Raw genomic sequence first — 22028 nt, 5'->3', positions numbered from 1 at the left:
GTCAGCTTACCCGCGGCGTTCCCGCCGCCAGGAGGGCGTCGGCGGCGGGGGTGCGGTAGTAGAGGACCGAACGGCCCGCGCGGCGGCGTTCCAGCAGGCCGGCGTCGCGCAGGATCCTCAGGTGGCGGCCGGTGGAGCCGAGGGCCTGGCCGGTGAGGGCGACCAGCTGGCTGGTGCTCTTGGGGGTGTCGAGGAGGACGAGGATCTCGGCGCGGGGGCCGCCGAGGAGGGCGGCCAGGGCGCGCGGGGCGGGCGGCCGGCCGGCGGCGAGGACGCCCGAGCAGGGGTAGACGACGGCGTTGCGGTCCGCCTCCCAGGCGACCCAGCCGCGGCGGGCGGTGACCGGGACGAAGAACAGGCGCTCGCCGGAGATCTCGCGGGGCGGGTAGTCGTAGGCGTTGACCTGGAGGCGGCCGTCGCCGAGCCAGCGCATGCCGGGGCGCATGTCGTCGAGGGCGGCGGCCCAGCCGTGCCGGGTGAGCTGGCCGGTGCGGGCGACCAGGTCGGCCTCCAGCAGGCGGCGGCGCCGCGGCCAGTCGGGGCCGACGGCGGTCCGCCAGACCCAGGTGAGCAGGGCGGCGGCGCGTTCGGGCAGGTCGGGGACGTCCAGTACGGGCGGCAGCGGGCCGCCGGCGGCGACCTCCAGGTCGGCGCGGGCGGCGGCGGGCGGGGTGGCGCGCACGCGGCCGATCTCGTCGGGGAACGCCGCTCCGGTGGGGACCGGGGTGAGGAAGTCGGCGTTCCAGGAGCCGCCGAGGCCGACGCGGACGAGCGCGGCGGCGACGGGATCGGCGGCGAGGCGGGCGCGGTAGGCGGGCAGGTGGGTGCTCAGCCAGGCGCGTTCGCCGGGGTGGGAGGGGGCGGCGCGGTGCAGGGTCTGGAGCGCGGCGGTCGTCTCGGCGAGCGGGGAGACGACGAAGCGGCCGCGGGCGAGGGTGTCGGCGTCGACTCTCCACCAGCCCATGATTGTTTCGCCTCCATGCGAAAGAGTAACGGGGGTGGGGCGGAGGGTGCGCATGATTTCCCGCATGCGTACTTATCGGGAGTTGTTCCGTACGCCGGAGTTCGGGGCGCTGTTCGGGGCGTTCTCGGCGCAGGTGGCGGCGAACACGGTGGCCGGGCTGGCGCTCGGGGTGCTGGTGTTCGAGGCGACGGGGTCGCCGCTGCTGTCGGCGCTGAGCATGTTCGGGACGACGTTCGCGCAGCTGCTGGGCGCGACCCTGCTGATGTCGGCGGCCGACCGGCTGCCGCCGCGCGCCGCGATGACGTGGGCGGGGCTGCTGTTCGCGGCGGGGACGGCGGCGCTGGCGCTGCCGGGGATGCCGGTGTGGGGGCTGCTGGCGGTGGTGCTGTCCCTGGGGCTCGTCGCGTCGGTGGGCGGCGGGGTGCGGCTGGGGCTGCTCAGCGAGGTGCTGCCGCGCGAGGGGTATCTGCTGGGCCGGTCGGTGATGAACATGGCGGCCGGGGTGGTGCAGATCGGCGGGTTCGGGCTCGGCGGGCTGCTGGTGGCGGTGCTGTCGGCGCGCGGGACGCTGCTGTGCGCGGTCGCGTTGAACCTGCTGGGCGCGGCGGCGGCGTGGTTCGGGCTGTCGTCGCGGGCGCCGCGCGCGACCGGACGGGCGTCGGTGCGGGAGACGTGGCGGGTCAACCGGCTGCTGTGGTCCTCGGTGCCGCGCCGGTACGCGTTCCTGGCGATGTGGGTGCCGAACGGTCTCATCGTCGGGGCCGAGGCGCTGTTCGTGCCGTACTCCCCCACGCACGCGGGGACGCTGATGGCGCTGGCGGCGGTGGGGATGCTGGCCGGTGACACGCTGGTGGGGCGGTTCCTGTCGGCGGGGGTGCGGCGGCGCCTCGGGGTGCCGTTGCTGGTGCTGCTGGCCGCGCCGTACCTGGTGTTCGCGGTGGACCCGCCGTTGCCGGTGGTGGCGGTGGCGACGCTGGTGGCGGCGGTGGGGTACGGATCGTCGCTGGTGGCGCAGGAGCTGCTGATGGACCTGACCCCCGACGAGATGCACGGGCAGGCGCTCGGGCTGCACTCGTCGGGGATGATGGCGATGCAGGGCGTGGCGGCGACGGTCGCGGGCGCGGTCGCGCAGCGCACGTCGCCAGAGACGGGCATCGTGGTGATGGCGGCGGCGTCGCTGGTGGTGACGCTGCTGCTGGCGCCGGGGCTGCGGCCCGGCCGGACGGGGCGCCCGTCTCCGGCCGATGACGGGGCGGGCGCGGCGGTCAGAACGTGAGGTCGAGGGCGGCCAGGCGGTCGGGGTCGGCCACGGCGTCCAGCCGGGTGATCCGTCCGTTGACGATCGTGAACGCCATGACGGAGAACAGCTCGCCCGGGTCCCCGGCCAGCAGGCCCGCGCCGCCGTTGACGACGACCGGGCGGGACTTGACCGGCAGGCCGAACCGGGCGAACACCAGCGCCTGCCGGATCGCCGCCTGCGCGCCGCGGATGAGCAGGGTCGCGGCGGGCCGCCCGTCGCCGCCGTCCATGCGGAACACCACGTCGGGGTCCAGGACCTCCAGCAGCGCGTCGAAGTCGCCGTCGCGGGCGGCGGCCAGGAACGCGCTGACCACCGCGTGCTGGCGTTCCAGGTCGGGGTCGGGGACCGGGGCGCTGTCCTGCACGCGGCGGCGGGCGCGGCTGGCGAGCTGGCGGGTGGCGGCGGGGGTGCGCTCCACGATCGGGGCGATCGCCTCGAACGGCACCGCGAACATGTCGTGCAGCACGAACGCCAGCCGCTCGGCCGGGCCGAGGGTCTCCAGGACCACCATCAGCGCGATCCCGACCGAGTCCGCCATCATGATCTCGCGCTCGGGGTCGGCGCCGTCGCTGACGACCGGGTCGGGCACGTGGGCGTCGCCGAACTCCTCGCGCCGCGACCTGCGGGACCGCAGCAGGTCCAGGCAGATGCGGCCGACGGTGGTGGTCAGCCAGCCCCCCAGGTTGTCGATCTCGGCGGCGTCGGCGCGGGCCAGCCGGAACCACGCCTCCTGCACCGCGTCGTCGGCCTCGTTGAGCGAGCCGAGCATCCGGTAGGCCACCGAACGCAGGTGCGAGCGGTGCTCCTCGAACTGCTTCGCCAGAAGGTCCTTGTCGTCCACCGGCCACCCTCTCCCTTTCGCGCCGTGCTCCGTCACCTGTCTGACGGAGGGGACCGGTCCGATGTGACAGGGCGGCGGCCGGTCGCGCGGTCCGCGTTCGGCGCCCCCGCCGGCATGATCCGCGTTCGGGGCGAATCTAGCGTTCCCGCCCCACCCCGCGGAGCGGCAGGCCCAGGTGAGCGCTTTTCCCAAGGCACGGCCATCTTTCCGTCAGGAACGGTATGCGGTCGTCCCCGTTCGGACAGACCGACTGGCAGACGGGATGTCCGGAACGCGGGGGGCCGACCAGTGACCGAGGCCGTGGAGAACGAGTACCACCGGCGGCTGTGGGAGCGGGGCGACCTGACCCTGCGGTTCCCCGCCGACCCGGTCGGCCACCTCCAGATCCAGTCGGTCGGCGACGAGGACTCCCTGGTGGTGTCCGCGCAGGGGATCCTGACGCTTCCGGCCGGGCACACGGCGTCGCTGGAGATGTCGGACGAGGAGCCGGCCGGGGACCTGTGGTTCCTGGACGACCTGCCGGAGGACGCGCTGGCGGGGTTCGCGGCGATGGGCGTGACGGCCGAGGGCCTGCGGCGGCTGGTCCGGCAGCGGGAGCTGTTCCAGGTCGTGCTGGAGCGGCCCGGCGGCGGCGACGAGGACCTGGCGGTGCTGGGGCGGCTGCCGGAGCTGGAGATCCTCGCGGTGGAGGACGACGGCGGCACGGGCGCGTGGCTGGCCGCGCTGGCGGAGACGTCGCTGATGGTGCTGGAGCTGCACCGGCCGGAGGTGAACGCGACGGCGCTGGAGGCGATCGGGCGGATCGGGACGCTGTTCACCCTGAACCTGACGGCCGGGAGGATCGACGCCGACGCCCTTCCGTCGCTGGCGGGGCTGTCGGAGCTGGAGTCGTTGACGCTGTGGACCGACACGCCGCCGGCCCCGGACCGGCTGGCGTTCTGCGCGGGGATGCGGGAGCTGGAGATCCTGGACCTGAAGCGGCGCGACGGCACCGATCCGCTGACCGGGGCGGAGCGGCTGGAGCTGCTGCGGACGCTGCCCGACCTGGACGTGAACGGGCTGTGGTACCCGCGCGCGCAGCTGGAGACGATGACGGCCGCCGACCTGGAGGACCTGGACTCGGCGGCGGTCCGGGTGGTGGACGACGCGGCCGCGTTCGACCGGGTGCTGGCGGAGCGCAGCCCGGTCCTGGCGTACTTCACGGCGGGATGGTGCGGGCCGTGCAAGCAGCTCGGCCCGGTGATCGACCGTTTCGCCGCCGACTACGCCGACCGCCTCACCGTCGCGAAGGTCGACGTCGATCTGGTGCCCGAGGTGGCCGACCGCTTCGACGTGCAGGGCGTCCCGACTCTGATCATGCTGCGGAACGGGGAGCCGGTGGCCACGCAGGCGGGCGCGCTCCCCCGCCGGGACCTGGGCTCGTTCGTGGACCCGCTGCTGTAGCGGGCTACCGGCCGCCTTCCCGGGCGCCGCGCGCGGGGCGGTCGAGGATCAGGTCGGCGGCGCGGGCGAGGACCTCGGCCCGGGTGCGGCCCCGGTGGTCGGCGGCGAGGAAGTGCTCGCCGATCGCCACGCAGAACGCGATCAGGCTGCGGGCCTCGACCTCGTCGGGGTCGGAGCAGAAGGTGCCGATCGTCTCGCGCAGCAGCGCCATGCGCCGGTCGTCCACCCGCCGCAGGCGCTCGGCGACCGCCTCGTCGCGCCGGGCCCAGTCCCGGACGGCCAGGTCGATGGGCAGCAGCCGGTCGTCGGAGAAGGTGAGCATGCCCGCGCGCCGGGCCTTGGTCCTCGGGTCGCCGCCCTCGCGCTCCACGCGGTCGATCACCTCGTCGGTGCTCTCCCGTTCCCAGGTGTCGAGCATCGCCTCCAGCAGCGCGTCGCGGTCGGCGAAGTACCCGTAGAACCCGCCCTTGGTGACGCCGAGCCGCTTGGCCAGCGCCTCGACGCGGACGGCTCCGGGACCGCCGTCGGCCAGCGCCCGCAGTCCCTCCTCGATCCACCGCTCCCGCGGCGTGCGAGCAGCGCCCACGATGTGCCCCACCTCACCTCTGCACCGGATATACGCCACCGTATAAAAGAGCTAGCCTCGGCTTATACGCTACCGTATAGCCAAGTGGGGGAAGCTGAGATGACCCGTTGTCCCGTGCCGGTCCCCGGCGGAGCGCGACCGTGAGGCTCCCGAACGGCGCGCACGCCGCCCGCCCCTGGCGGATCCACGAGATCGCCGACGGCTTCCGCGTCGAGGACGTGTGGGCGATCCGCACGCCCGGCGCCGGGCCGGGCGACTTCCCCGCCGCGCTCGCCGCCGCGCTCGCCGCGATGCGGCCGTCCGGCGGCCCCGCGAAGGACCCCCTGCCGGTCCGCCTGCTGTTCGCGGTGCGCCGCCGGCTCGGCGCCCTGTTCGGCTGGGACGGGCCGGAGGCGGGCGTCGGAACGCGCGTGCGGTCGCTGCGCGACCGCCTGCCGGGCGACCTGCGCGCGGCCCCGGAAGGGTCGGCGCCGTTCACCCCGGTCTACGAGCTCGACGACGAGTGCGCCCTCGAACGGGCGAGCGCGACCGTCCACGCGGTCATCCACCTGGGATGGGCGCCGGTCGAGGGCGGGCACGAGCTCCGCATGGCGGTCCTCGTGAAACCCGACGGCCTTCCCGGGCGCCTCTACATGGCCGCCATCGCGCCGTTCCGGCGCCTGGTCGTCTTTCCGGCACTGGTCCGGCAATGCGAACGCGCGTGGCGGGACCGCGACGCGGCCCCCGTCACCGGCGTCGTGGGGACGCGCGACGTCCCCGAGTCCGTCCGAGCCCTCGGCGCGCTGCCCGACGGCGACTACGTCGACCACTTCACCCTGCCCACCGACGCGGACGCGACGCCCGAGCAGTGGGCGCGGGCGATGTTCGGCGACGTCCCCACCCCCTCGGAACGGCTGATCTGGAGCGGCCTCCTCGGCATCCGGCTCAGCCGGGGACGGTCGCCGGACACCGTGGCCGGATGGCGGATCGCCGAGCGCGGTGAGGGCTGGATCCGGCTTGAGGCCGCCTCGTGGTTCCTGACCGACCGCCTCGTCGTGCAGGCCGCCGACGGGCGGGTGTCGCTGGGGACGTTCCTGCGCTACGACCGCCCCCTGGGCCGTTACGTGTGGCCGCCCCTGGCGGCCGTCCACCGCCGGCTGGCACCCGGTCTGCTCCGCGAGGCGGAGGAGAAGATCCGGGCCCGCGCTGAGTGACGAGCTCTCCCCCCAGGTGCACCCGGTCGTGCTCGGCGCGGGACGGCGGCCGTCCCGCCGGAGGGCGCGCCGGTGCCGTTCCGGACCGCCGGGTCGGTGACGTCCGCAAGCGGCGTCGTCGTCACCGTGTACCGGGCGGAGGGGACTCGATCGCCCTCTTGACGCGCTCCAGCGTGGTGCGCATCCCGGCGCGGTTGTGCTGCTCGCGCCCGCCGGGCGGGACCCGGTCGTAGCGGTCGCCCAGCGCGGCCCACAGCCGCGAACCCCGGAAACCCCGGCGCAGGTCGAGGAAGTACTCGGTGAGGCGGGTGGCGCCGTCGCCGTCCGCCTCGAAGCGGTAGCCCCACCGCGCGGCCGGGATCCCGAGGAGCGTGACGCGGAACGCGAACTCCTCCCCCGGCCGCGCGGTCGTGACGCGGCAGGTCGTGAACCAGAACCGGCGGCCGATCCGGTTGAACCCCACGAACGCGGCCCCGGGGCGCACCACGCCGCCCGGCACCCAGATCCGGAAGCACTCCGGACTCCACTCGCCCATCCGCCGCAGGTCCGCCACGGCCGCGTACACCTCGTCCGGAGGGGCGTGGACGAGGACGCTCTCTTCGATCACCGGATCATCCGTCATGCCGTGGATCGTCACACGGCGGCGCCCCCGCCGAGAAGGCATTCGGACTCCTCGAACACCTCCTCGGTCAGCTCGACGCCGGTGAGGTGCTCGGCCGGCGTGAACGCCAGGGCAGCGGTCCGTCCACGTGAAGTCCGCGAAGGTCCTGGTCATGGGGTGGGGTGCCGCCACGCCGGGCCGGCGTTTCCCCGCGAACGCCGGCGGCCCCGTCCGGAAGGGACGGGGCCGCCGGTGCGGGGTCTCAGCCGACCAGGTTCGCGGCCGTCACCGAGACCTCGATCTCCTCGGCGCGCCCGACGCCCATCGCCTGCGCGAGCTTGCGGAACCGCGCGGCCCCGGCGCCGTCGCTGCGGCGCTCCAGGGTGCGGGCCAGCGCCTCGTAGGCCCAGCCGTTGCCCGGGTCGAGCTCCACCAGGCGGCGGAACGCGTCCTCGGCGCGGGAGAGCTGGGCGCTGTGGAAGTAGGCGCGGGCCAGGAGTTCGAGGGCGGCCCGGTTGGCGGCGTCCTCGGCCACGACCGGGGCCAGGATCCGCGCGGCCGAGGAGTAGTCCTTCGCCTCGAAGAACATCCGGCCCCGCTGGAACTCCTCGTAGATGTCCGTCACGGTCGCCTCCCCGTCGATCGATGCTGTCGTTGAACCTTCAACCGCATGTGCCGCGCCCCCATTCCTGGCCGCGGGAGGTAACCGAAGGGGCACCGGTGGTGATGAAAGGGGCATGACCCGACTGCTCGTCGCCCTCTCCGCGACCGCCGCCCTCTGCGCCCCCGTCCCCGCGCACGCCGCCGACCCCCCGTGGACGCGGTGCGCCCGCGACATCGCCGTGGCCGAACGGCACAACGAGGAGGCGACCCGCCACGACCGCGCCCGCAACCCCCGGGCCGCCGCCCAGGCCAACCGGCGGACCCGCGCCGTGATCGACGCCCTGCACGGCCGCTGCCCGCCGGCCTCCGACCAGCGCCTGCAAGCGGCGGCGCTCGCCGCCGTCGAGGCCGAGAACGCCAACGAGCGGGGCCTCGTCACCGCCGCCCTCACCGCCCAGCGGACCGTCGCCCGCAACCTGCGGGACGCCCGGCCGTGAACGCCGCGGGCCCCCGCCGCCGGTCGCGGCGGGGGCCCGCGCCGCTCAGGAGCGGTCCGACTCCCCCAGCTCGTCCAGCAGCCTGCGCCGCTCGCCCTCCAGCGCCTCGATCATGCTCAGCTGCTGCTCCCGCGCCTCCAGGTCCTGCCCGGCGTCGCCGAAGTCCATCGGGTCGTCGGTCCGCTCGCCGAGCTCGCGGCGCAGCACCGCCACCGACTCCTCGATCTCGGCGATCCGCTCCCGCTTCCCCCGGACGCTCTCCGACTCGCTCATCCGTCCTCCTCCCTCCTCGGTTCGCACCTGTCCCGCAGCGCGGCGCCGGGTTCCGCCGCCGCGCGTTCCAGCGCCGGCCCGACCGCGCCGCTCAGCCCGGCCAGGTCGTAGGAACCCTCGTACCGCATCCCGTTGACGAAAAACGTCGGGGTCCCTCCGACCCCGGCCCGTTCCCCCGCCCTCCGTTGCGCGGTGACGCGTTCGCTGTGCTCGTTGCCCCGCTCCCACGGTTCGAACCCCATGTCCCGCGCGTACCGGGTCAGCGCGGGCACCTCCAGGTGGAGCCGGTCGGCGAAGCGCCCCCGCAGTGGGGACCACGTCCCGAGGGCGATCCCACGAACCTCCCGTCGCCCTCGCGGGAGACCGCGACGTGACCGGACACCGGCGGCTCAGGGGCGGACGACGGTCTTGCCGCGCGCCCCGCCGTGCGTCAGCCGCGCCAGGGCCTCGGGCGCGTCCTCCAGCGACACCTGGTCGGTGACGCGGACCACCAGCTTCCCGTCGTCGACCAGCTCGGCGATCCGCTCCAGCAGCGCGGCGGAGGGCCGGTACTCGAAGTTGACGCCCCGCAGGCCCCGGGCCTCCATGGCGTCGGGGCTGAGGGAGTGGACGGTGCTGAGGTAGACGCCGCCGGGCTTGAGGGCCTGGGCGATCTCCTCGGCGGCGGTGCGGTCGCTGACCAGGTCGAGCACGGCGTCGACGCCCCCGGGGTGGGTGGCCAGCACCTGCCGGTTGAGGTCTCCGGCCGAGTGGTCGACGGTCTCGTCCGCGCCCAGGTACCGCATCTCGTCGGCCATGTCGGACCGCGCCGTCGCGATCACCTTCGCGCCCCGGTCGCGGGCGAACTGCACCGCCATCTGCCCGACGCCGCCGGTCGCGCCGACCACCAGCACGGCGCTGCCGACGCCCACCCGGGCCTCCTCGACCATGCCGTAGGCGGCCGTCGACGAGGTCGGCAGGGCGGCGGCCTGGCTGTAGACCATGCCGCGCGGCATCAGCGCGACCGGGCCGTCCGCCTCGGCCACCGTGTACTCGGCGTAGGTGCCAAGGCCCCGGGACACCCCGAAGAACACCCCGTACACCTGCTCGCCGACCCCGAACCGGGTCACCCCCTCGCCGGTCCCGGTCACCACCCCGGCGCCGTCCAGGCCCAGGACCAGCGGGAACCGCGCCTCGACGCCGTCCTTGAGGAACCCGTCGGCGATCAGCGCGTCGAGGGGGTTCATCCCGGCCGCGATCAGCCTGACCTGGATCTCCCCGGGGCCGGGCTCGGGCACCGGCACCTCCGACACCACCGGAGTGGCGCCGTACTCCGACACGGTGACGGCTCGCATGTGATCCCCCGATTCACGGCGTTGAGCCCCTGCCCCGGGAGATCTACCCGATCATGACCGGTTCCACACGAACCCGCAGGTCACCCCCGTCGGCGCCGCCCGTCAGCGGGGGCTGTCCGGGTCCTCGGGGTCGAGCGGCGGCCGGGGGTCGTCCGGGCCGGGCCGGTCGCCGGGGCGCCCGTCGCCCGGCCGGTCGCCGCGGCGGTCGTCACGGCGGTCCTCGCGGTCCCGGGGCCGCTTCGGACGCTTCGGCCGCTTCGGCGGGTCCTCGCCCGACCCCTTGGTGAAGAACTGGAACGACGGCGGGCGGAACGGCGTCGCCGGACGGCCCGCCAGCGCCTCCGCCATCGTGTCCTGCCAGATGGGGGCCGGCAGCGTCGCGCCGAACACCGAGCCGTAGCAGCGGCCGTCCATGCACAGGCTCGTCATGGGGTAGCGGTAGCCGCCGCGCGGGTCGCCGACCCACACCGCCGAGGCCAGGTCGGGCGTGTAGCCCGCGAACCAGGCGGCGGAGAAGTTGTCGACCGTCCCGGTCTTGCCGGCGGCGGGACGGCCGATGCCCATGCCGCGCGCCGTCCCCTTGGTGAGCACGCCGCGCAGGACGTGGTTGACGGCGTCGGCGACGTCCTCGTCGAGGGCCTGCCGGCAGTCGGCCGAGGGGACCTTGAGGCGCCGGCCGGCCGAGTCGGTGATCTGCGTGATGGCGACCGGCTTGCAGTACCGGCCGCGCGCCCCGAACGCGGCGTACGCCGCGGCCAGCCGCAGCGGCGACACCTGCGCGAACCCCAGCGTGAACGCCGGGTACTGCTCCAGCGGCTTGCCGTTGGCCTGCTTCATCCCGAGGCGTTCGGCCATCTTCACCGTGTCGCAGAGGCCGACGTCCTTCTGCAGGGCGAGAAAGAACGTGTTCACCGAGTGCTCGGTGCCGGTGACCAGGCTGAACGTCCGGCCGCCCTCGCCGTCGGCGGAGTTCTTCAGCGCCTTGCTCGGATCGCCGACGCGGCGGCCCCTGCAGTCGCGGTAACCGGTGGGCAGGTAGGCGCGCGGCGCCATGAACCGCTGCCCGAACGGCATCCCCTCCTCCAGCGCGGCGGCCAGCGTGAACGCCTTGAACGTGGACCCGGCCTGCATCCCGATCGACGAGCCGTGCGAGGCGTCGGCGGCGAAGTTGATCCAGGTCTTGCCGCGCTCCCGGTCGGGGCCGAGCAGCCGGTCCACGGCCATGCCCTTGATGTGGCCGGTGCCGGGTTCGACCAGGGCCTCGGCGGCGGCCTTGCGGGCGGAGTTCAGGCGCGGGACGTACCGGTTGACGGCGCGCTGCGCGGCGCGCTGGGTCTTCCAGTCCAGCGTCGTGCGGATCGTCAGGCCGCCCTGCTTGAGGAGCTTCTCGCGGGCCTTGGCGGTCGGGCCGAACACCGGGTTGGTGAGGATCTCGCGCTGGACGTAGTCGCAGAAGAACGGGGCCTTGCTGGTGACGCACCCGTTGTGGGTCTTCTTGACGCGCAGGCCCAGCGGCCGCGTCTTCGCCTGCCGCGCCTCGGCGGCGCCGATCCAGCCGAGCTCGGCCATCCGGTCCAGCACGACGTCGCGGCGCTTGAGGGCGGCGTCGGGATGCCGGATCGGGTCGTAGGCGTAGGGGTAGCGGATCACCCCGGCCAGCAGCGCCGACTCGGTGAGGTCCAGGGCGGCGGCGGACTTGCCGAAGTAGTGGCGGGCCGCGGCCTCCACGCCGTACGCGCCGTCGCCGTAGTAGGCGATGTTGAGGTAGCGGCGCAGGATCTCGTCCTTGGGGAAGCGGCGCTCCATCGCCGCCGCGTACTTCAGCTCGCGGATCTTGCGGGCGGGGGTGAGGGCGCGGGCGGCCTGCCGTTCCTCCTCGGTCTCGGCATGGGTGAGCAGCAGGTTCTTGACGTACTGCTGGGTGATGCCCGAGCCGCCCTGCTGCACCTCGCCGGAGCCCAGGTTGCTGGCCAGGGCGCGGACGGTGCCCTTGGCGTCCAGCGCGCCGTGCTCGTAGAACCGGCTGTCCTCGATCGCCAGCACCGCCCGCCGCATGGTCGGGGAGATCCGGTCCAGCCGGACGTCGACGCGGTTCTCGTAGAAGAACGTCGCGATCGTCGACCCGTCCGCCGCCAGGATCCGCGACCGCAGCGGGACGCCGGTGTTCAGCTCGTCCGGCTCCTCCTGGAACCAGGCCGCGGCGTCGCGCGCGCCGACCCCGACCGACCCGGCGATCGGCACCAGCATCGTGGCGACCAGCAGTCCCGCCAGCGCGCCCAGCCCGGCCAGCCGCCGGACGACGCGGACCTTCGCGGCGAACGTGCGCGCCGACCCGCGTCCCGTGCGCCGTCCGCCACGCGCGGAGGCGCCGTCCCTGTCGTGTCGTTCAGTCCCGGCCGCCACGGGGTCAGCGTAAACGGGCCTTTCGCCGCCGACCACCCCATCATGGATCTTGCCGCGCTCAGGCGGTCCGCTCCCGCTCCCAGTCCCGGACACGGTCGCGGAACCCCCGCGCTACCCGCCGCAACTCGGCCTCCGGGTCCAACCCGGCCGCCTGCGCCTCCCTGACCAGCGCGAACAATCGGGAACCGACATCGTCGCCGGGCCGGTCGAGCAGGTCGGCGGGCGGGTCCAGCCGGTCGGCGCGGCGCTGGAGCTGCGCGGCGAGCGACAGCGCGGGCTGCCCCATCGGGACGCCGTCGAACACCGAGGCGTCCTCGCCGCTCCTGGCCTCCCGCTCGGCCGCCTTGATCTGCTCCCAGTTCGCGTTCACCTCGTCGGCCCCGGAGACCGTCACGTCGGCGAACACGTGCGGGTGGCGGCGCACCAGCTTGTCCACGATCCCGGCGGCGACGTCGTCGATGGTGAACGCGGTGTCGTCGTCGCGTTCGGACGCCACCACCGAGTGGAACGCCACCTGCATCAGCACGTCGCCCAGCTCCTCGCGCAGCGCCCCGAGGTCGCCCTGCTCGATCGTGTCGCTGACCTCGTAGGCCTCCTCCAGCAGGTACCTCACCAGCGACTCGTGGGTCTGCTTGGCGTCCCACGGGCACTCGCGGCGCAGCGTGTCCATCACCGAGACCAGGTCCAGCAGCCGCGCGCCGGGCAGGTCCCAGGAACCGTGCAGGACCTCCACGTCGAGGGGGTCGTCGACCACCAGCCGCCCGATGGCGCGCATGAGGTCCTCGTCGCCGCCGGGATCGGCGATCCACAGCACGTCCCGCTCGCGCGCCTCGGCGACCAGCGCGCGCGGGTCGGGTTCGGCGACCTGCTCGGCGTGCACCCCGGCGTCGGCCAGGTACGGCAGCAGGGGGTGGTCGCCGCGCGCGGACACGCGGGCGGCGGCGCGCAGCGCCTGCCACGCCGGGAACGACAGCAGCCCGGGCGCGACGCGGTGGGTGGTGGCCAGCAGGGTCAGGCTCATGGTCAGCGGATACCCGTTTCGGTGGCGGACAGGTGGTACCGCACCGGCTCGATCGAGACCCGCTGGGGGTCGAAGCCGCCGAACCGGGGGTTCACCTTGATCTTCATCTTCCCGGCGGTGCTGACGAACAGCATCGCCGCCATCTGCCGCGCCTGCGCCGAGGCGGGGCTCTGCGGGTCGGCGCCCCCGCCGAGCTTCTGCGCGACCAGCGCCCGCGTCGCCAGGAAGCGGGCCAGGTCGCGGGTGTGGCGGGAGGGCAGGCCGTTGGCGAGGGTGGTGGAGCGCGCGCCGCCCTGCCGGTCCATCGCGGTCACGACCTGGTCCACGTGCCCGTCGGTGACGGTCACCCCGGACCGGCGCGCGACCTCGTCGGCGACCCGGAAGTTGACCAGCACGGCCAGCGCGCCGCGCATGTCGGACTCGCTCAGGCCGCCGTCGCCGCCCATCTGCTGCTCGGCGGACTGCGGCTGCTCGCGCATCTGGTTGGCGACCGGGTCGGCGCGGAACTCCCGCTGCCAGTCGCGCACGGCGGCGTTCAGCGTGGCGGTGCTGATGCGCTCGTCGCCGACCAGCGCGGCCGCGCCCGCCTCGACCGGGCCGCCGCCGCAGCCGCTCAGCGCCGTCGCGGCGGCCGCCGCCGCCAGAGTGATCTTCAGTGAGCCGCGCAAGTGAACTCCCTCTGCTGCTGATCTTTGGCGGGAATCCTAGGTGCGGGCCGGTTCGAGGAACAGGGCTTCGACCAGGTCCGTGGCCCACTTGAGCAGCTCTTGGTCCCGCAGCGGGCGACCGCCGAGCGGAGCGGTCTTCGGCATGGGCACCAGCAGGGTGTTGGTCGTCGCCTTCAGGATGCTCTTGGGGTAGAGGCGCTGGAGGCGCACCTGCCGCGACTCGGGCAGGTCCGCCGGGGCGAACTTGACGAAGTTGCCCTGCAACGCCACGTCGGTGAGGCCCGCCCGGCGCGCCCTGGTCCGGAACCGGGCCACCTCCAGCAGGTTGAGCACCGGCACCGGCAGCGGGCCGAAGCGGTCCTTGAGCTCCTCGTGCACGGCCGCGATCTCCGCCTCGTCGGTGATCGCGGCGATGCGGCGGTAGGCGTCCAGGCGCAGGCGCTCGCCGGGCACGTACTCGTGCGGCAGGTGCGCGTCCACCGGCAGCTCGACCTTGGTCTCCAGGGTCTCGGCGTCCCCCCGGCCGCCTTCCTTGAGGTCGCGGACCGCCTCGCCGACCATGCGGACGTACAGGTCGAACCCGACGCCCGCGACGTGGCCGGACTGCTCGGCGCCGAGGATGTTGCCCGCGCCGCGGATCTCCAGGTCCTTCATCGCCACGTACATGCCCGCGCCGACCTCGGTGTGCTGGGCGAGGGTGGCCAGGCGCTCGTGGGCGGTCTCGGTCAGCGGGCTCTCGGGCGGGTACAGGAAGTAGGCGTAGGCGCGTTCGCGGCCCCGGCCGACGCGGCCCCGGAGCTGGTGGAGCTGCGACAGGCCGTACATGTCGGCGCGGTCCACGATCAGGGTGTTGGCGTTGGGGACGTCCAGGCCGGACTCGACGATCGTGGTGGCGACCAGGACGTCGAAGTTCTTCTCCCAGAAGTCGACCATGACCTTCTCGAGCTCGTGCTCGTTCATCTGGCCGTGCGCGGTCGCGACGCGCGCCTCGGGGACCAGCCGGGCCAGGGTCGCGGCGACCTTGTCGATGGAGCGGACCCGGTTGTGGACGAAGAAGACCTGGCCCTCGCGCAGCAGCTCGCGGCGGATCGCGGCGGCGATCTGCTTCTCCTCGTAGGGGCCGACGAACGTCAGGACCGGGTGGCGCTCCTCCGGCGGGGTGAGGATCGTGGACATCTCGCGGATGCCGGTCAGGCCCATCTCCAGGGTGCGCGGGATCGGCGTCGCCGACATCGCCAGCACGTCCACCTGGGTGCGCAGGCGCTTCAGCTCCTCCTTGTGCTCGACGCCGAAGCGCTGCTCCTCGTCGATGATGACCAGGCCGAGGTCCTTGAAGCGGGTCTTGGACGACAGGATGCGGTGCGTGCCGACCACGACGTCGACGGTGCCGCCGGCCAGGCCGTCCAGCGTCGCCTCGATCTCCTTGTCGGTCTGGAAGCGGCTGATCGGCTTGACCGTGACGGGGAACTGCGCGAACCGCTCGGTGAACGTGGACAGGTGCTGCTGGACCAGCAGGGTGGTCGGGACCAGCACCGCGACCTGCTTGCCGTCCTGCACCGCCTTGAACGCCGCCCGCACCGCGATCTCGGTCTTGCCGTAGCCGACGTCGCCGCAGATCAGCCGGTCCATCGGGACCGCCTTCTCCATGTCGTCCTTCACCTCCTCGATCGCGGCGAGCTGGTCGGGCGTCTCCACGTAGGGGAAGGCGTCCTCCAGCTCGCGCTGCCAGGGGGTGTCGGGGCCGAACGCGTGCCCGGGGCTGGCCATCCGCGCCGAGTACAGCCGGATCAGCTCCCCGGCGATCTGCTTGACCGCCTTGCGGGCCCGGGCCTTGGCCTTCTGCCAGTCCGCGCCGCCGAGCCGGTGCAGGGACGGGGCCTCGCCGCCGACGTAGCGGGTGAGCTCCTCCAGCTGGTCGGTCGGGACGAACAGGCGGTCGCCCTTGGAGTACTCCAGGATCAGGTACTCGCGGGTCGCGCCCTGGACGGTCCGGGACACCATCTCGACGTAGCGGCCGACGCCGTGCTGCTCGTGGACGACGTAGTCGCCGGGGCGCAGCTGGAGCGGGTCGATGCCGCCGCGCCGCCGCGACGGCATCCGCCGCATGTCCTTGGTGGAGGACTTCTGGCCGGACAGGTCGGTCTCGGTGAGGACGACCGTCCTGATCTCCGGCCAGTCGAAGCCGTGCTCCAGCAGGCCGGTGGCGACGTTGACCACGCCGGGCGCGGGCGGCTCGGGCAGGTCGGTGAGCCGGGCGCCGAGGCCCTCCTCGCCGAGCAGCTGCACGAGGCGTTCGGCGGGGCCGTGCCCGGCGGTGACCAGCACGACGCGCCGGCCCTCGTCCAGCCAGCGCTTGAGGTCGCCGACGACGCGGGCGGTGTCGCCCCGGTACGCCTCGGCGGCGTGGACGCCGAGGTCGAGGACGTCGTCGCCCTCGGTGGTGAGGGCGGTGACGGTCCAGCGGGCCAGGCCGATCGCGGCGTTGTGCTCGCGGACCTCCTCCAGGCTGCGGAACGCCGCCGCGCCCAGGTCGATCGGGGCCTCGCCGCCGGCGGCGGCGTTGACCCAGCTCGCCTCCAGGAACTCCTGGCTGGTGCGGACCAGCTCGGCCGAGCGGGTGCGGATGCGCTCGGGCTCGCACACCAGCACCGCGCTGCCCTCGGGCAGCAGGTCGGTGAGCAGCTCCATGCGTTCGGCCAGGACCGGGGAGAACGCCTCCATGCCCTCCACGGTGTCGCCGTCGGCGATCCGGGTGAGGATCTCCTCCAGCGCCGGGTGCTCGGCGGCCAGGGCGCGGGCGCGGTCGCGGACCTTGTCGGTCAGCGGCAGCTCGCGGCACGGCGGCGCCCACAGCCCGTCCGGCGCGACCTCCAGGGAACGCTGGTCGGCGGCCTTGAAGTAGCGGATCTCCTCGACGGTGTCGCCCCAGAACTCCACGCGCAGCGGGTGCTCCTCGGTGGGCGGGAACACGTCGAGGATGCCGCCGCGCACGGCGATCTCGCCGCGCTTCTCCACCAGGTCCACGCGGTGGTAGCCGGCCTCGACCAGGGCGCGGACCACGTCGTCGAGGTCGGCCTCGTCGCCGCCGCGCAGCCGGACCGGCTCCAGGTCGGCCAGGCCCGCCACGATCGGCTGGAGCACGGCGCGGACCGGGGTGACCACGACGTTCAGCCGGGCGCCGGCCCCGTCGGCGTCGGGGTGGACCAGGCGGCGCAGCACGGCCAGGCGCTGGCCGACGGTGTCGGAGCGCGGCGACAGCTTCTCGTGCGGCAGCGTCTCCCAGGCCGGGAAGTGCGCCACGCGGTCGGGGTCGAGCAGGCTGGTCAGCGCGGCCGCCAGGTCCTCGGCCTCCCGGCCGGTGGCGGTGACCGCCAGCACGACGCCGCCGCCGGTGCCCCGGGACAGCGCGGCGCCGATCACCGGCCACATCGACGGCGGCGCGACCAGGTCGTGGTCGGTGCGCGCGTTCTTCACGGCACCGGCCAGGCCGGTCCCGGTGCACGCCAGATCAACAAGTCCAGAAAGCGTCATCTTCGCCCGCTACTCATCCACCGGGGCTGCGCTCGACCCCGCCTGCCCCGCTGCGGGGCAGCCCGAAAACCCGGGAGCCGCGACCGCCCCCGGTGTCGCTTCAAGCCTACGCGCCCGATCGCCCCCGCGTGCGGGCGGCTCCGGACCCACGAGATGAGACGTGTGCGTGTATTATGCGACATAGATGTCTCAATCGGGACGGAGATGGCGCAATGCGCAACGAGGACGAGATCCTCGCGGCGGCGACCCGGCACCTCAACAAGGAGCCGACGGCCTCCATGGCCGAGATCGCCAAGGCCATCGGGATCAGCCGCGCCACCCTGCACCGGCACTACGCCTCCCGCGAGGCCCTGGTGCACCGGCTCGGGCAGCGGGCCTGCGCGGGCTGGGAGCGCTCGCAGGACGAGGCCGGGATCGTCGCGGCCACCGCCTCCGGCGACCCCGCCGCGCTGGACCGGGCGCTGCGGACGCTGCTGCGGGCGTTCGTCGTGGACGCCGACGAGTACGGTTTCGCCCTGACCGACCATTTCCTCAACCATCTGCCTGAACTGGTCGAATGGGGGGAACGGCTGGAAGCGCGCGAGGTGGCGTTCTACACCGCCTGCCAGCGCGCCGGGGTGCTGCGCGCCGACCTGCCGTCCCGCTGGGTGAGCAACGTCGTGTACGGGCTGTCCATCGCCGTGCGCGAGAGCATGCGGCACGGTGACGTGGCCCGCCGCGACATCGACGAACTACTGATCAGCACGTTCCTGAGCGGCGCCGGAGCGCGCCCGGAAACCGGGGGATCCCCATGACGACCGCCAAGACGCCGGCGGCCGCGTCACCCGACACACCGCAGCCGCACCCCCGCCGCTGGGCGGGCCTCGCGGTCCTGTCGGCGAGCCTGCTGCTCGTCGTCATGGACATGACCGTCCTCAACGTGGCCCTGCCCAAGCTGTCGGCCGACCTGCGGCCCGACTCGGTGCAGCTGCTGTGGATGGTCGACATCTACGCGCTGGTGGTGTCCGGCCTGCTGGTCACCGCCTCCTCGCTGGCCGACCGGTTCGGCCGCCGCCTGGTCCTGCTGCTCGGCTTCACCGTCTTCGGGCTGGCCTCGCTGGCGGTGCTGTGGGCCGACAGCCCCGCCGAGGTCATCGCGGTCCGCGCCGCGCTGGGCGTCGGCGGCGCGATGATCATGCCGTCCACGCTGTCGATGATCCGGCACCTGTTCACCGACCCCCGGGAGCGCGCCACCGCGCTGGGGATCTGGGCGACGATGGCGGCGTTCGGCGGGGCCCTCGGCCCGATCGTGGGCGGGGCGCTGCTGGAGGCGTTCTCCTGGCACGCGGCGTTCCTGGTGAACGTGCCGGTCATGCTGCTCGCGATCGTCGCGGGCCTGTTCCTGCTGCCCGAGACCCGCAACCCGAGGCCGGGCCGCTGGGACCTGCTCGGCACCGTCCTGTCGATCGTCGGGATGGTCGCCCTCGTCTACGCGATCAAGCACTTCGGCAAGGACGGGGCCACCGATCCCCAGACCTGGGTCCCGGCGCTGGTCGCGGCGGTCACGCTGACCTGGTTCGCGCGCCGCAACCTGGGGCGCCCCGACCCCATGCTGGAGCTGCGGCTGTTCCGGGGGCCCGCGTTCACGGCGGGCGTGGTGACGGCCCTGGCGGTGTCCATCGCGCTGGCCGCGACCATGCTGCTGCTGACCCAGTGGATGCAGCTCGTGCAGGGGTACGGGCCGCTGGAGACCGGGCTGCGCACGCTGCCCGAGGCGATCGGCGCGGCCATCGCCTCCCCGCTGGCCCCCGCCCTCGCCAACCGGATCGGCGCCCGCACCGTCCTGGCGGGCGGGCTCGCGCTCAGCGGCCTCGGCCTGCTGGTGATCTGGTTCTGGCCCGGCACGCTGGACTACTGGGCCGTCGCCATCGCCCTCGGCATGGTCGGCGTCGGCCTGGGCTCGCTCGCCATCGCCTCCGCCGTGATCATGGCGGGCGCGCCGCCGGAGAAGTCCGGCAGCGCCGCCGCGATCGAGGAGACCAGCTACGAGATCGGCGGCGCGCTGGGCGTGGCGGTCCTCGGCAGCGTCGCCGCCGCGTTCTACCGCGCCCACCTCACCGCCGAGGATCTCGCCGCCGAGGGCGTCACCGGCAGGGCCGCGCACGTCGCGCAGGAGTCGATCGGCGGGGCGATGGACCTGGCCCACGAGATGGGCGGGGCGGGCGCGCGGCTGGCGGCGCAGGCGCGCGAGGCGTTCACCGGGTCGCTGGAGTGGACCAGCGTCGCCGGCGGCCTGCTGATGCTGGCCACGGCGCTCCTGGTCTGGCGGCTGACACCGAAGGATCTGGACCTCAACGAGGTCGAGCACTGACCAGGGACGTTCCGGGGAACGGTAAAACCGGGACGTTGTGTCGTCGCGCGATTACGCTGTGAGGTTGTGACCGATCTGCGCACCTCGCCGGTCAACGACGGCGAACTGTTCTCGGAACGCGCCCGCCAGTACGCCCACGACAAACCGCTCCTCGGCGGCCTCCAGGTGCTGGAGGCGGGCTGCGGGTGGGGGCGGGGGCTCGACTACGGCGACTGCGGGCACCAGGTCACGGGAGTGGACGTCGATCTGCCCGGGCTGCGCGAGCACACGCGGCGGCGGGAGGATCTGCACGCCTGGCATCTGGGCGACCTGCGGACCGTCCCGATGCCGCCGCGCGCCTACGACGTGGTCTACGCGCCCTACGTGATCGAACGCATCGCCCACGCCGAGCTGGTCCTGGATCGGCTCGTGGCCTCGCTGAAACCCGGCGGGCTGCTGCTGGTGCGGCTGCGGGACCGCGACACCGCGTTCGGGTTCCTGGACCGGACCCTGCCCGCCTCCGTGCGCGGCCTGCTGGGGCACGGCAGGCCGGACGGCTCCGCGCCGGACCAGCCGCTGCCCCCGGCGACGGTCTACGAGAAGGTCGCCTCCCGCCAGGGCATCCGGTGGTACTGCATGATGCGCGGCCTCGTGATCGCCGAGGAGTACGCCACCCGGCACTCGGTGACGGCGGCCGGGGCCGGTTCCGGCCTCCTGGACGGCCTGTGCCGGTGCGTGGCGGGCCTCACCCGGGGGCGCCTCACCGCCGAGCACAGCGAGGTCGCGTTCGTGATCCGCAAGCCCGAGAACCGGTACGCGCGGGTCATCTAGCCCCCGGAAGCCGGACCGCGAAGGTGCACACCATCCGCCAGGCTCGGTATTTTTCTGCGGAAAGCCCAACTGACCTGGACCAGCCCGGTGACGACACCGGGCGGGATCGGAGACCGCGGTGACCGCCGAAGCCGGCCTTCCCGACACGCTGCGCGACCTGCCCACCTGGACCCCCGACGGGGTCGAGCTCGCCGATCTGGAACTGCTGCTGGCCGGGGTGTACCGGCCGCTGACGGGGTTCCTCGGCTCGTTCGACACCGCGATGGTCATCGCGGGCGGGCGGCTGGCCGACGGCACCCCCTGGCCGGTCCCGGTCACGCTCACCGTCCCCAAGGAGCTCACGACCGTCGAACGCCTGGTCCTCCAGGACCCCGAGGGCGTCCCGCTGGCCGTGCTGGGCGTCACCGAGGCCTGGCAGGACCCGACCACCCAGGACTGGCGGCTGGCCGGGCCGCTGGAGCCGCTGCGCGCCCCGGCGCACGGACCGTTCCACCGGCTGCGCCGCCGCCCCGACGAGGTCGAGCCGGTCGAGGGCCCGGTGCTGGCGGTCGCGACCCGGACGTTCCTGCACCGCCGCCAGCTCGGCCAGCTCCGCCAGGTGGCCGAGCGGCTCGGCGCGGGCGTCCTGCTGCTGCCCCTGCTGGGCGGCGACCACGACGAGTCCCTGGTCCGCGCGCTGCTGGCGGTGCGCCGCGAGCTGCCCGAGGGCACCCGCGTGATCCCGGTCCCGCTCCCGGCCCGCCAGGACACCGAACGCGACCTGATGATGCGCGCCCACGTGGCCGCCGCCTACGGGGCGACCCACCTGCTCGGCGAGTCCGAGGCCGAGGGCACCGCGGTCCCCGTGGTGGTCCCCGAGCCCTGGGCCTACGACGCCGACGTGGAGGTGTGGCGGCCGGTGGCCCGCATCGAGCCCGACCACGTCCAGGCCGAGCTCACCGAGGAGCGGCTGAACGACCTGCTGGACCGGGGCGAGCCGATCCCCGACTGGTTCACCCCGCCCGCCGTCGCCGCCGAGCTGGCCGTGGCCCGCCCCCCGAAGCTGTCGCGGGGCCTCACGGTCTTCTTCACGGGCCTGTCCGGCTCGGGCAAGTCCACGGTCGCCCGCGGCCTGGCCGACGCCCTGGTGGAACGCGGCGGCCGCACGGTCACCCTGCTGGACGGGGACGTGGTCCGCCGCCTGCTGTCGGCGGGCCTGACGTTCTCCCGCGCGGACCGCGACCTGAACATCCGCCGGATCGGCTACGTGGCCGCCGAGGTGACCCGGCACGGGGGCACCGCGATCTGCGCGCCCATCGCCCCCTACGCGGTGACCCGCGCGGAGGTCCGCCGCATGGTCGAGGCGGCGGGCGACTTCGTCCTGGTCCACGTCGCCACCCCCCTGGAGGAGTGCGAACGCCGCGACCGCAAGGGCCTGTACGCCAAGGCCCGCGCGGGCCTGATCCCGGAGTTCACGGGCGTCTCCGACCCCTACGAGGCCCCCACCGACGCCGACCTGGTCCTGGACACCTCTCGGCTGCCCCCCGACGAGGCCGTGCGGAAGGTCCTGGACCTGCTGGTGGAGGGCGGCTGGGTCCGTCCGGAGTAGACCGACCTGATATCCAGGCAGG

20 protein-coding genes are annotated in these 22028 nt (G+C 74.2%); 8 read left to right on the top strand and 12 right to left on the bottom strand.

The features are described 5' to 3' along the window. Window position 1: 1 nt before the first annotated feature. Window positions 2–964 (bottom strand): ArsR/SmtB family transcription factor, encoded by a 963-nt coding sequence (locus AKI01S_RS24235; protein WP_067822377.1) that lies wholly within the window; start codon window positions 962–964, stop codon window positions 2–4. Between the two features lie 64 nt (window positions 965–1028). Here AKI01S_RS24235 and AKI01S_RS24230 point away from each other — a divergent pair, with 64 nt between their 5' ends. Further along, entirely contained in the window at window positions 1029–2240 is a 1212-nt protein-coding gene (locus AKI01S_RS24230; protein WP_067822374.1) for an MFS transporter, read from the top strand. Here AKI01S_RS24230 and sigJ read toward each other — a convergent pair. After that, complete coding sequence (sigJ, locus tag AKI01S_RS24225) at window positions 2230–3105, bottom strand: RNA polymerase sigma factor SigJ (protein ID WP_067822371.1); 876 nt, start codon at window positions 3103–3105, stop codon at window positions 2230–2232. The genes AKI01S_RS24230 and sigJ overlap by 11 nt on opposite strands. A gap of 288 nt (window positions 3106–3393) precedes the next feature. On the opposite strand from sigJ, the gene AKI01S_RS54335 reads away from it, so the two are divergent. Beyond that, a complete protein-coding gene (locus tag AKI01S_RS54335; protein ID WP_218009791.1) occupies window positions 3394–4548 on the top strand; it encodes a thioredoxin family protein in 1155 nt (384 codons plus the stop codon). 4 nt (window positions 4549–4552) lie between these two features. Here AKI01S_RS54335 and AKI01S_RS24215 read toward each other — a convergent pair whose 3' ends face one another. Then, on the bottom strand, window positions 4553–5134 hold the full coding sequence (locus AKI01S_RS24215) for a TetR/AcrR family transcriptional regulator (RefSeq protein WP_218009790.1): 582 nt from the start codon (window positions 5132–5134) through the stop codon (window positions 4553–4555). A 140-nt stretch (window positions 5135–5274) separates the two neighbouring features. On the opposite strand from AKI01S_RS24215, the gene AKI01S_RS24210 reads away from it, so the two are divergent. Beyond that, window positions 5275–6327 carry a DUF2867 domain-containing protein gene (locus AKI01S_RS24210; RefSeq protein ID WP_067822366.1) on the top strand — a complete coding sequence of 351 codons (1053 nt, stop codon included), beginning with the start codon at window positions 5275–5277 and terminating at the stop codon, window positions 6325–6327. A gap of 121 nt (window positions 6328–6448) precedes the next feature. Here AKI01S_RS24210 and AKI01S_RS24205 read toward each other — a convergent pair whose 3' ends face one another. Both AKI01S_RS24205 and AKI01S_RS24200 read right to left on the bottom strand, forming a co-directional pair. Next, window positions 6449–6949: an SRPBCC family protein gene (locus AKI01S_RS24205; RefSeq protein WP_067822417.1), complete on the bottom strand. Its 501-nt coding sequence runs from the start codon at window positions 6947–6949 to the stop codon at window positions 6449–6451. A 241-nt stretch (window positions 6950–7190) separates the two neighbouring features. Beyond that, window positions 7191–7517, bottom strand: coding sequence for a tetratricopeptide repeat protein (locus AKI01S_RS24200; RefSeq protein ID WP_067822414.1), 327 nt, complete (start codon window positions 7515–7517; stop codon window positions 7191–7193). Between the two features lie 148 nt (window positions 7518–7665). Here AKI01S_RS24200 and AKI01S_RS24195 point away from each other — a divergent pair, with 148 nt between their 5' ends. Beyond that, window positions 7666–8028 (top strand): hypothetical protein, encoded by a 363-nt coding sequence (locus AKI01S_RS24195; RefSeq protein WP_067822363.1) that lies wholly within the window; start codon window positions 7666–7668, stop codon window positions 8026–8028. Between the two features lie 45 nt (window positions 8029–8073). Here the strand turns inward: AKI01S_RS24195 and AKI01S_RS24190 are convergent, their stop codons facing one another. The 7 genes from AKI01S_RS24190 to mfd all read right to left on the bottom strand — a co-directional run bounded on the left by AKI01S_RS24190 (window position 8074) and on the right by mfd (window position 17258). After that, window positions 8074–8301, bottom strand: a complete 228-nt coding sequence (locus tag AKI01S_RS24190) for a hypothetical protein (protein ID WP_067822360.1) — start codon at window positions 8299–8301, stop codon at window positions 8074–8076. After that, window positions 8298–8543 carry a DsbA family protein gene (locus tag AKI01S_RS24185; RefSeq protein WP_157420088.1) on the bottom strand — a complete coding sequence of 82 codons (246 nt, stop codon included), beginning with the start codon at window positions 8541–8543 and terminating at the stop codon, window positions 8298–8300. Before AKI01S_RS24185 ends, AKI01S_RS24190 begins: the two co-directional genes overlap by 4 nt. A gap of 147 nt (window positions 8544–8690) precedes the next feature. Next, a complete protein-coding gene (locus AKI01S_RS24180; protein ID WP_067822354.1) occupies window positions 8691–9635 on the bottom strand; it encodes an NADP-dependent oxidoreductase in 945 nt (314 codons plus the stop codon). 102 nt (window positions 9636–9737) lie between these two features. Continuing rightward, window positions 9738–12038, bottom strand: coding sequence for a transglycosylase domain-containing protein (locus AKI01S_RS24175; protein WP_245681756.1), 2301 nt, complete (start codon window positions 12036–12038; stop codon window positions 9738–9740). A 58-nt stretch (window positions 12039–12096) separates the two neighbouring features. Next, window positions 12097–13059, bottom strand: a complete 963-nt coding sequence (locus AKI01S_RS24170) for a nucleoside triphosphate pyrophosphohydrolase (protein WP_067822351.1) — start codon at window positions 13057–13059, stop codon at window positions 12097–12099. 2 nt (window positions 13060–13061) lie between these two features. Next, window positions 13062–13727: a SurA N-terminal domain-containing protein gene (locus AKI01S_RS24165; RefSeq protein WP_067822348.1), complete on the bottom strand. Its 666-nt coding sequence runs from the start codon at window positions 13725–13727 to the stop codon at window positions 13062–13064. 36 nt (window positions 13728–13763) lie between these two features. Beyond that, on the bottom strand, window positions 13764–17258 hold the full coding sequence (mfd, locus tag AKI01S_RS24160; RefSeq protein WP_067822344.1) for a transcription-repair coupling factor: 3495 nt from the start codon (window positions 17256–17258) through the stop codon (window positions 13764–13766). 212 nt (window positions 17259–17470) lie between these two features. On the opposite strand from mfd, the gene AKI01S_RS24155 reads away from it, so the two are divergent. The 4 genes from AKI01S_RS24155 to cysC all read left to right on the top strand — a co-directional run bounded on the left by AKI01S_RS24155 (window position 17471) and on the right by cysC (window position 22006). Continuing rightward, on the top strand, window positions 17471–18052 hold the full coding sequence (locus AKI01S_RS24155) for a TetR/AcrR family transcriptional regulator (RefSeq protein WP_067822340.1): 582 nt from the start codon (window positions 17471–17473) through the stop codon (window positions 18050–18052). Next, a complete protein-coding gene (locus AKI01S_RS24150) occupies window positions 18049–19608 on the top strand; it encodes an MFS transporter (RefSeq protein ID WP_067822337.1) in 1560 nt (519 codons plus the stop codon). Before AKI01S_RS24155 ends, AKI01S_RS24150 begins: the two co-directional genes overlap by 4 nt. A 66-nt stretch (window positions 19609–19674) precedes the next feature. Next, window positions 19675–20418, top strand: coding sequence for a class I SAM-dependent methyltransferase (locus AKI01S_RS24145; protein ID WP_067822333.1), 744 nt, complete (start codon window positions 19675–19677; stop codon window positions 20416–20418). 118 nt (window positions 20419–20536) lie between these two features. Then, window positions 20537–22006, top strand: a complete 1470-nt coding sequence (cysC, locus tag AKI01S_RS24140; RefSeq protein ID WP_067822330.1) for an adenylyl-sulfate kinase — start codon at window positions 20537–20539, stop codon at window positions 22004–22006. Window positions 22007–22028: the final 22 nt, after the last annotated feature.

The sequence above is a fragment of the Actinomadura kijaniata NBRC 14229 genome, from assembly GCF_001552175.1.
Taxonomy (GTDB): domain Bacteria; phylum Actinomycetota; class Actinomycetes; order Streptosporangiales; family Streptosporangiaceae; genus Spirillospora; species Spirillospora kijaniata.
This window is presented reverse-complemented; position numbering and strand designations above follow the sequence as displayed.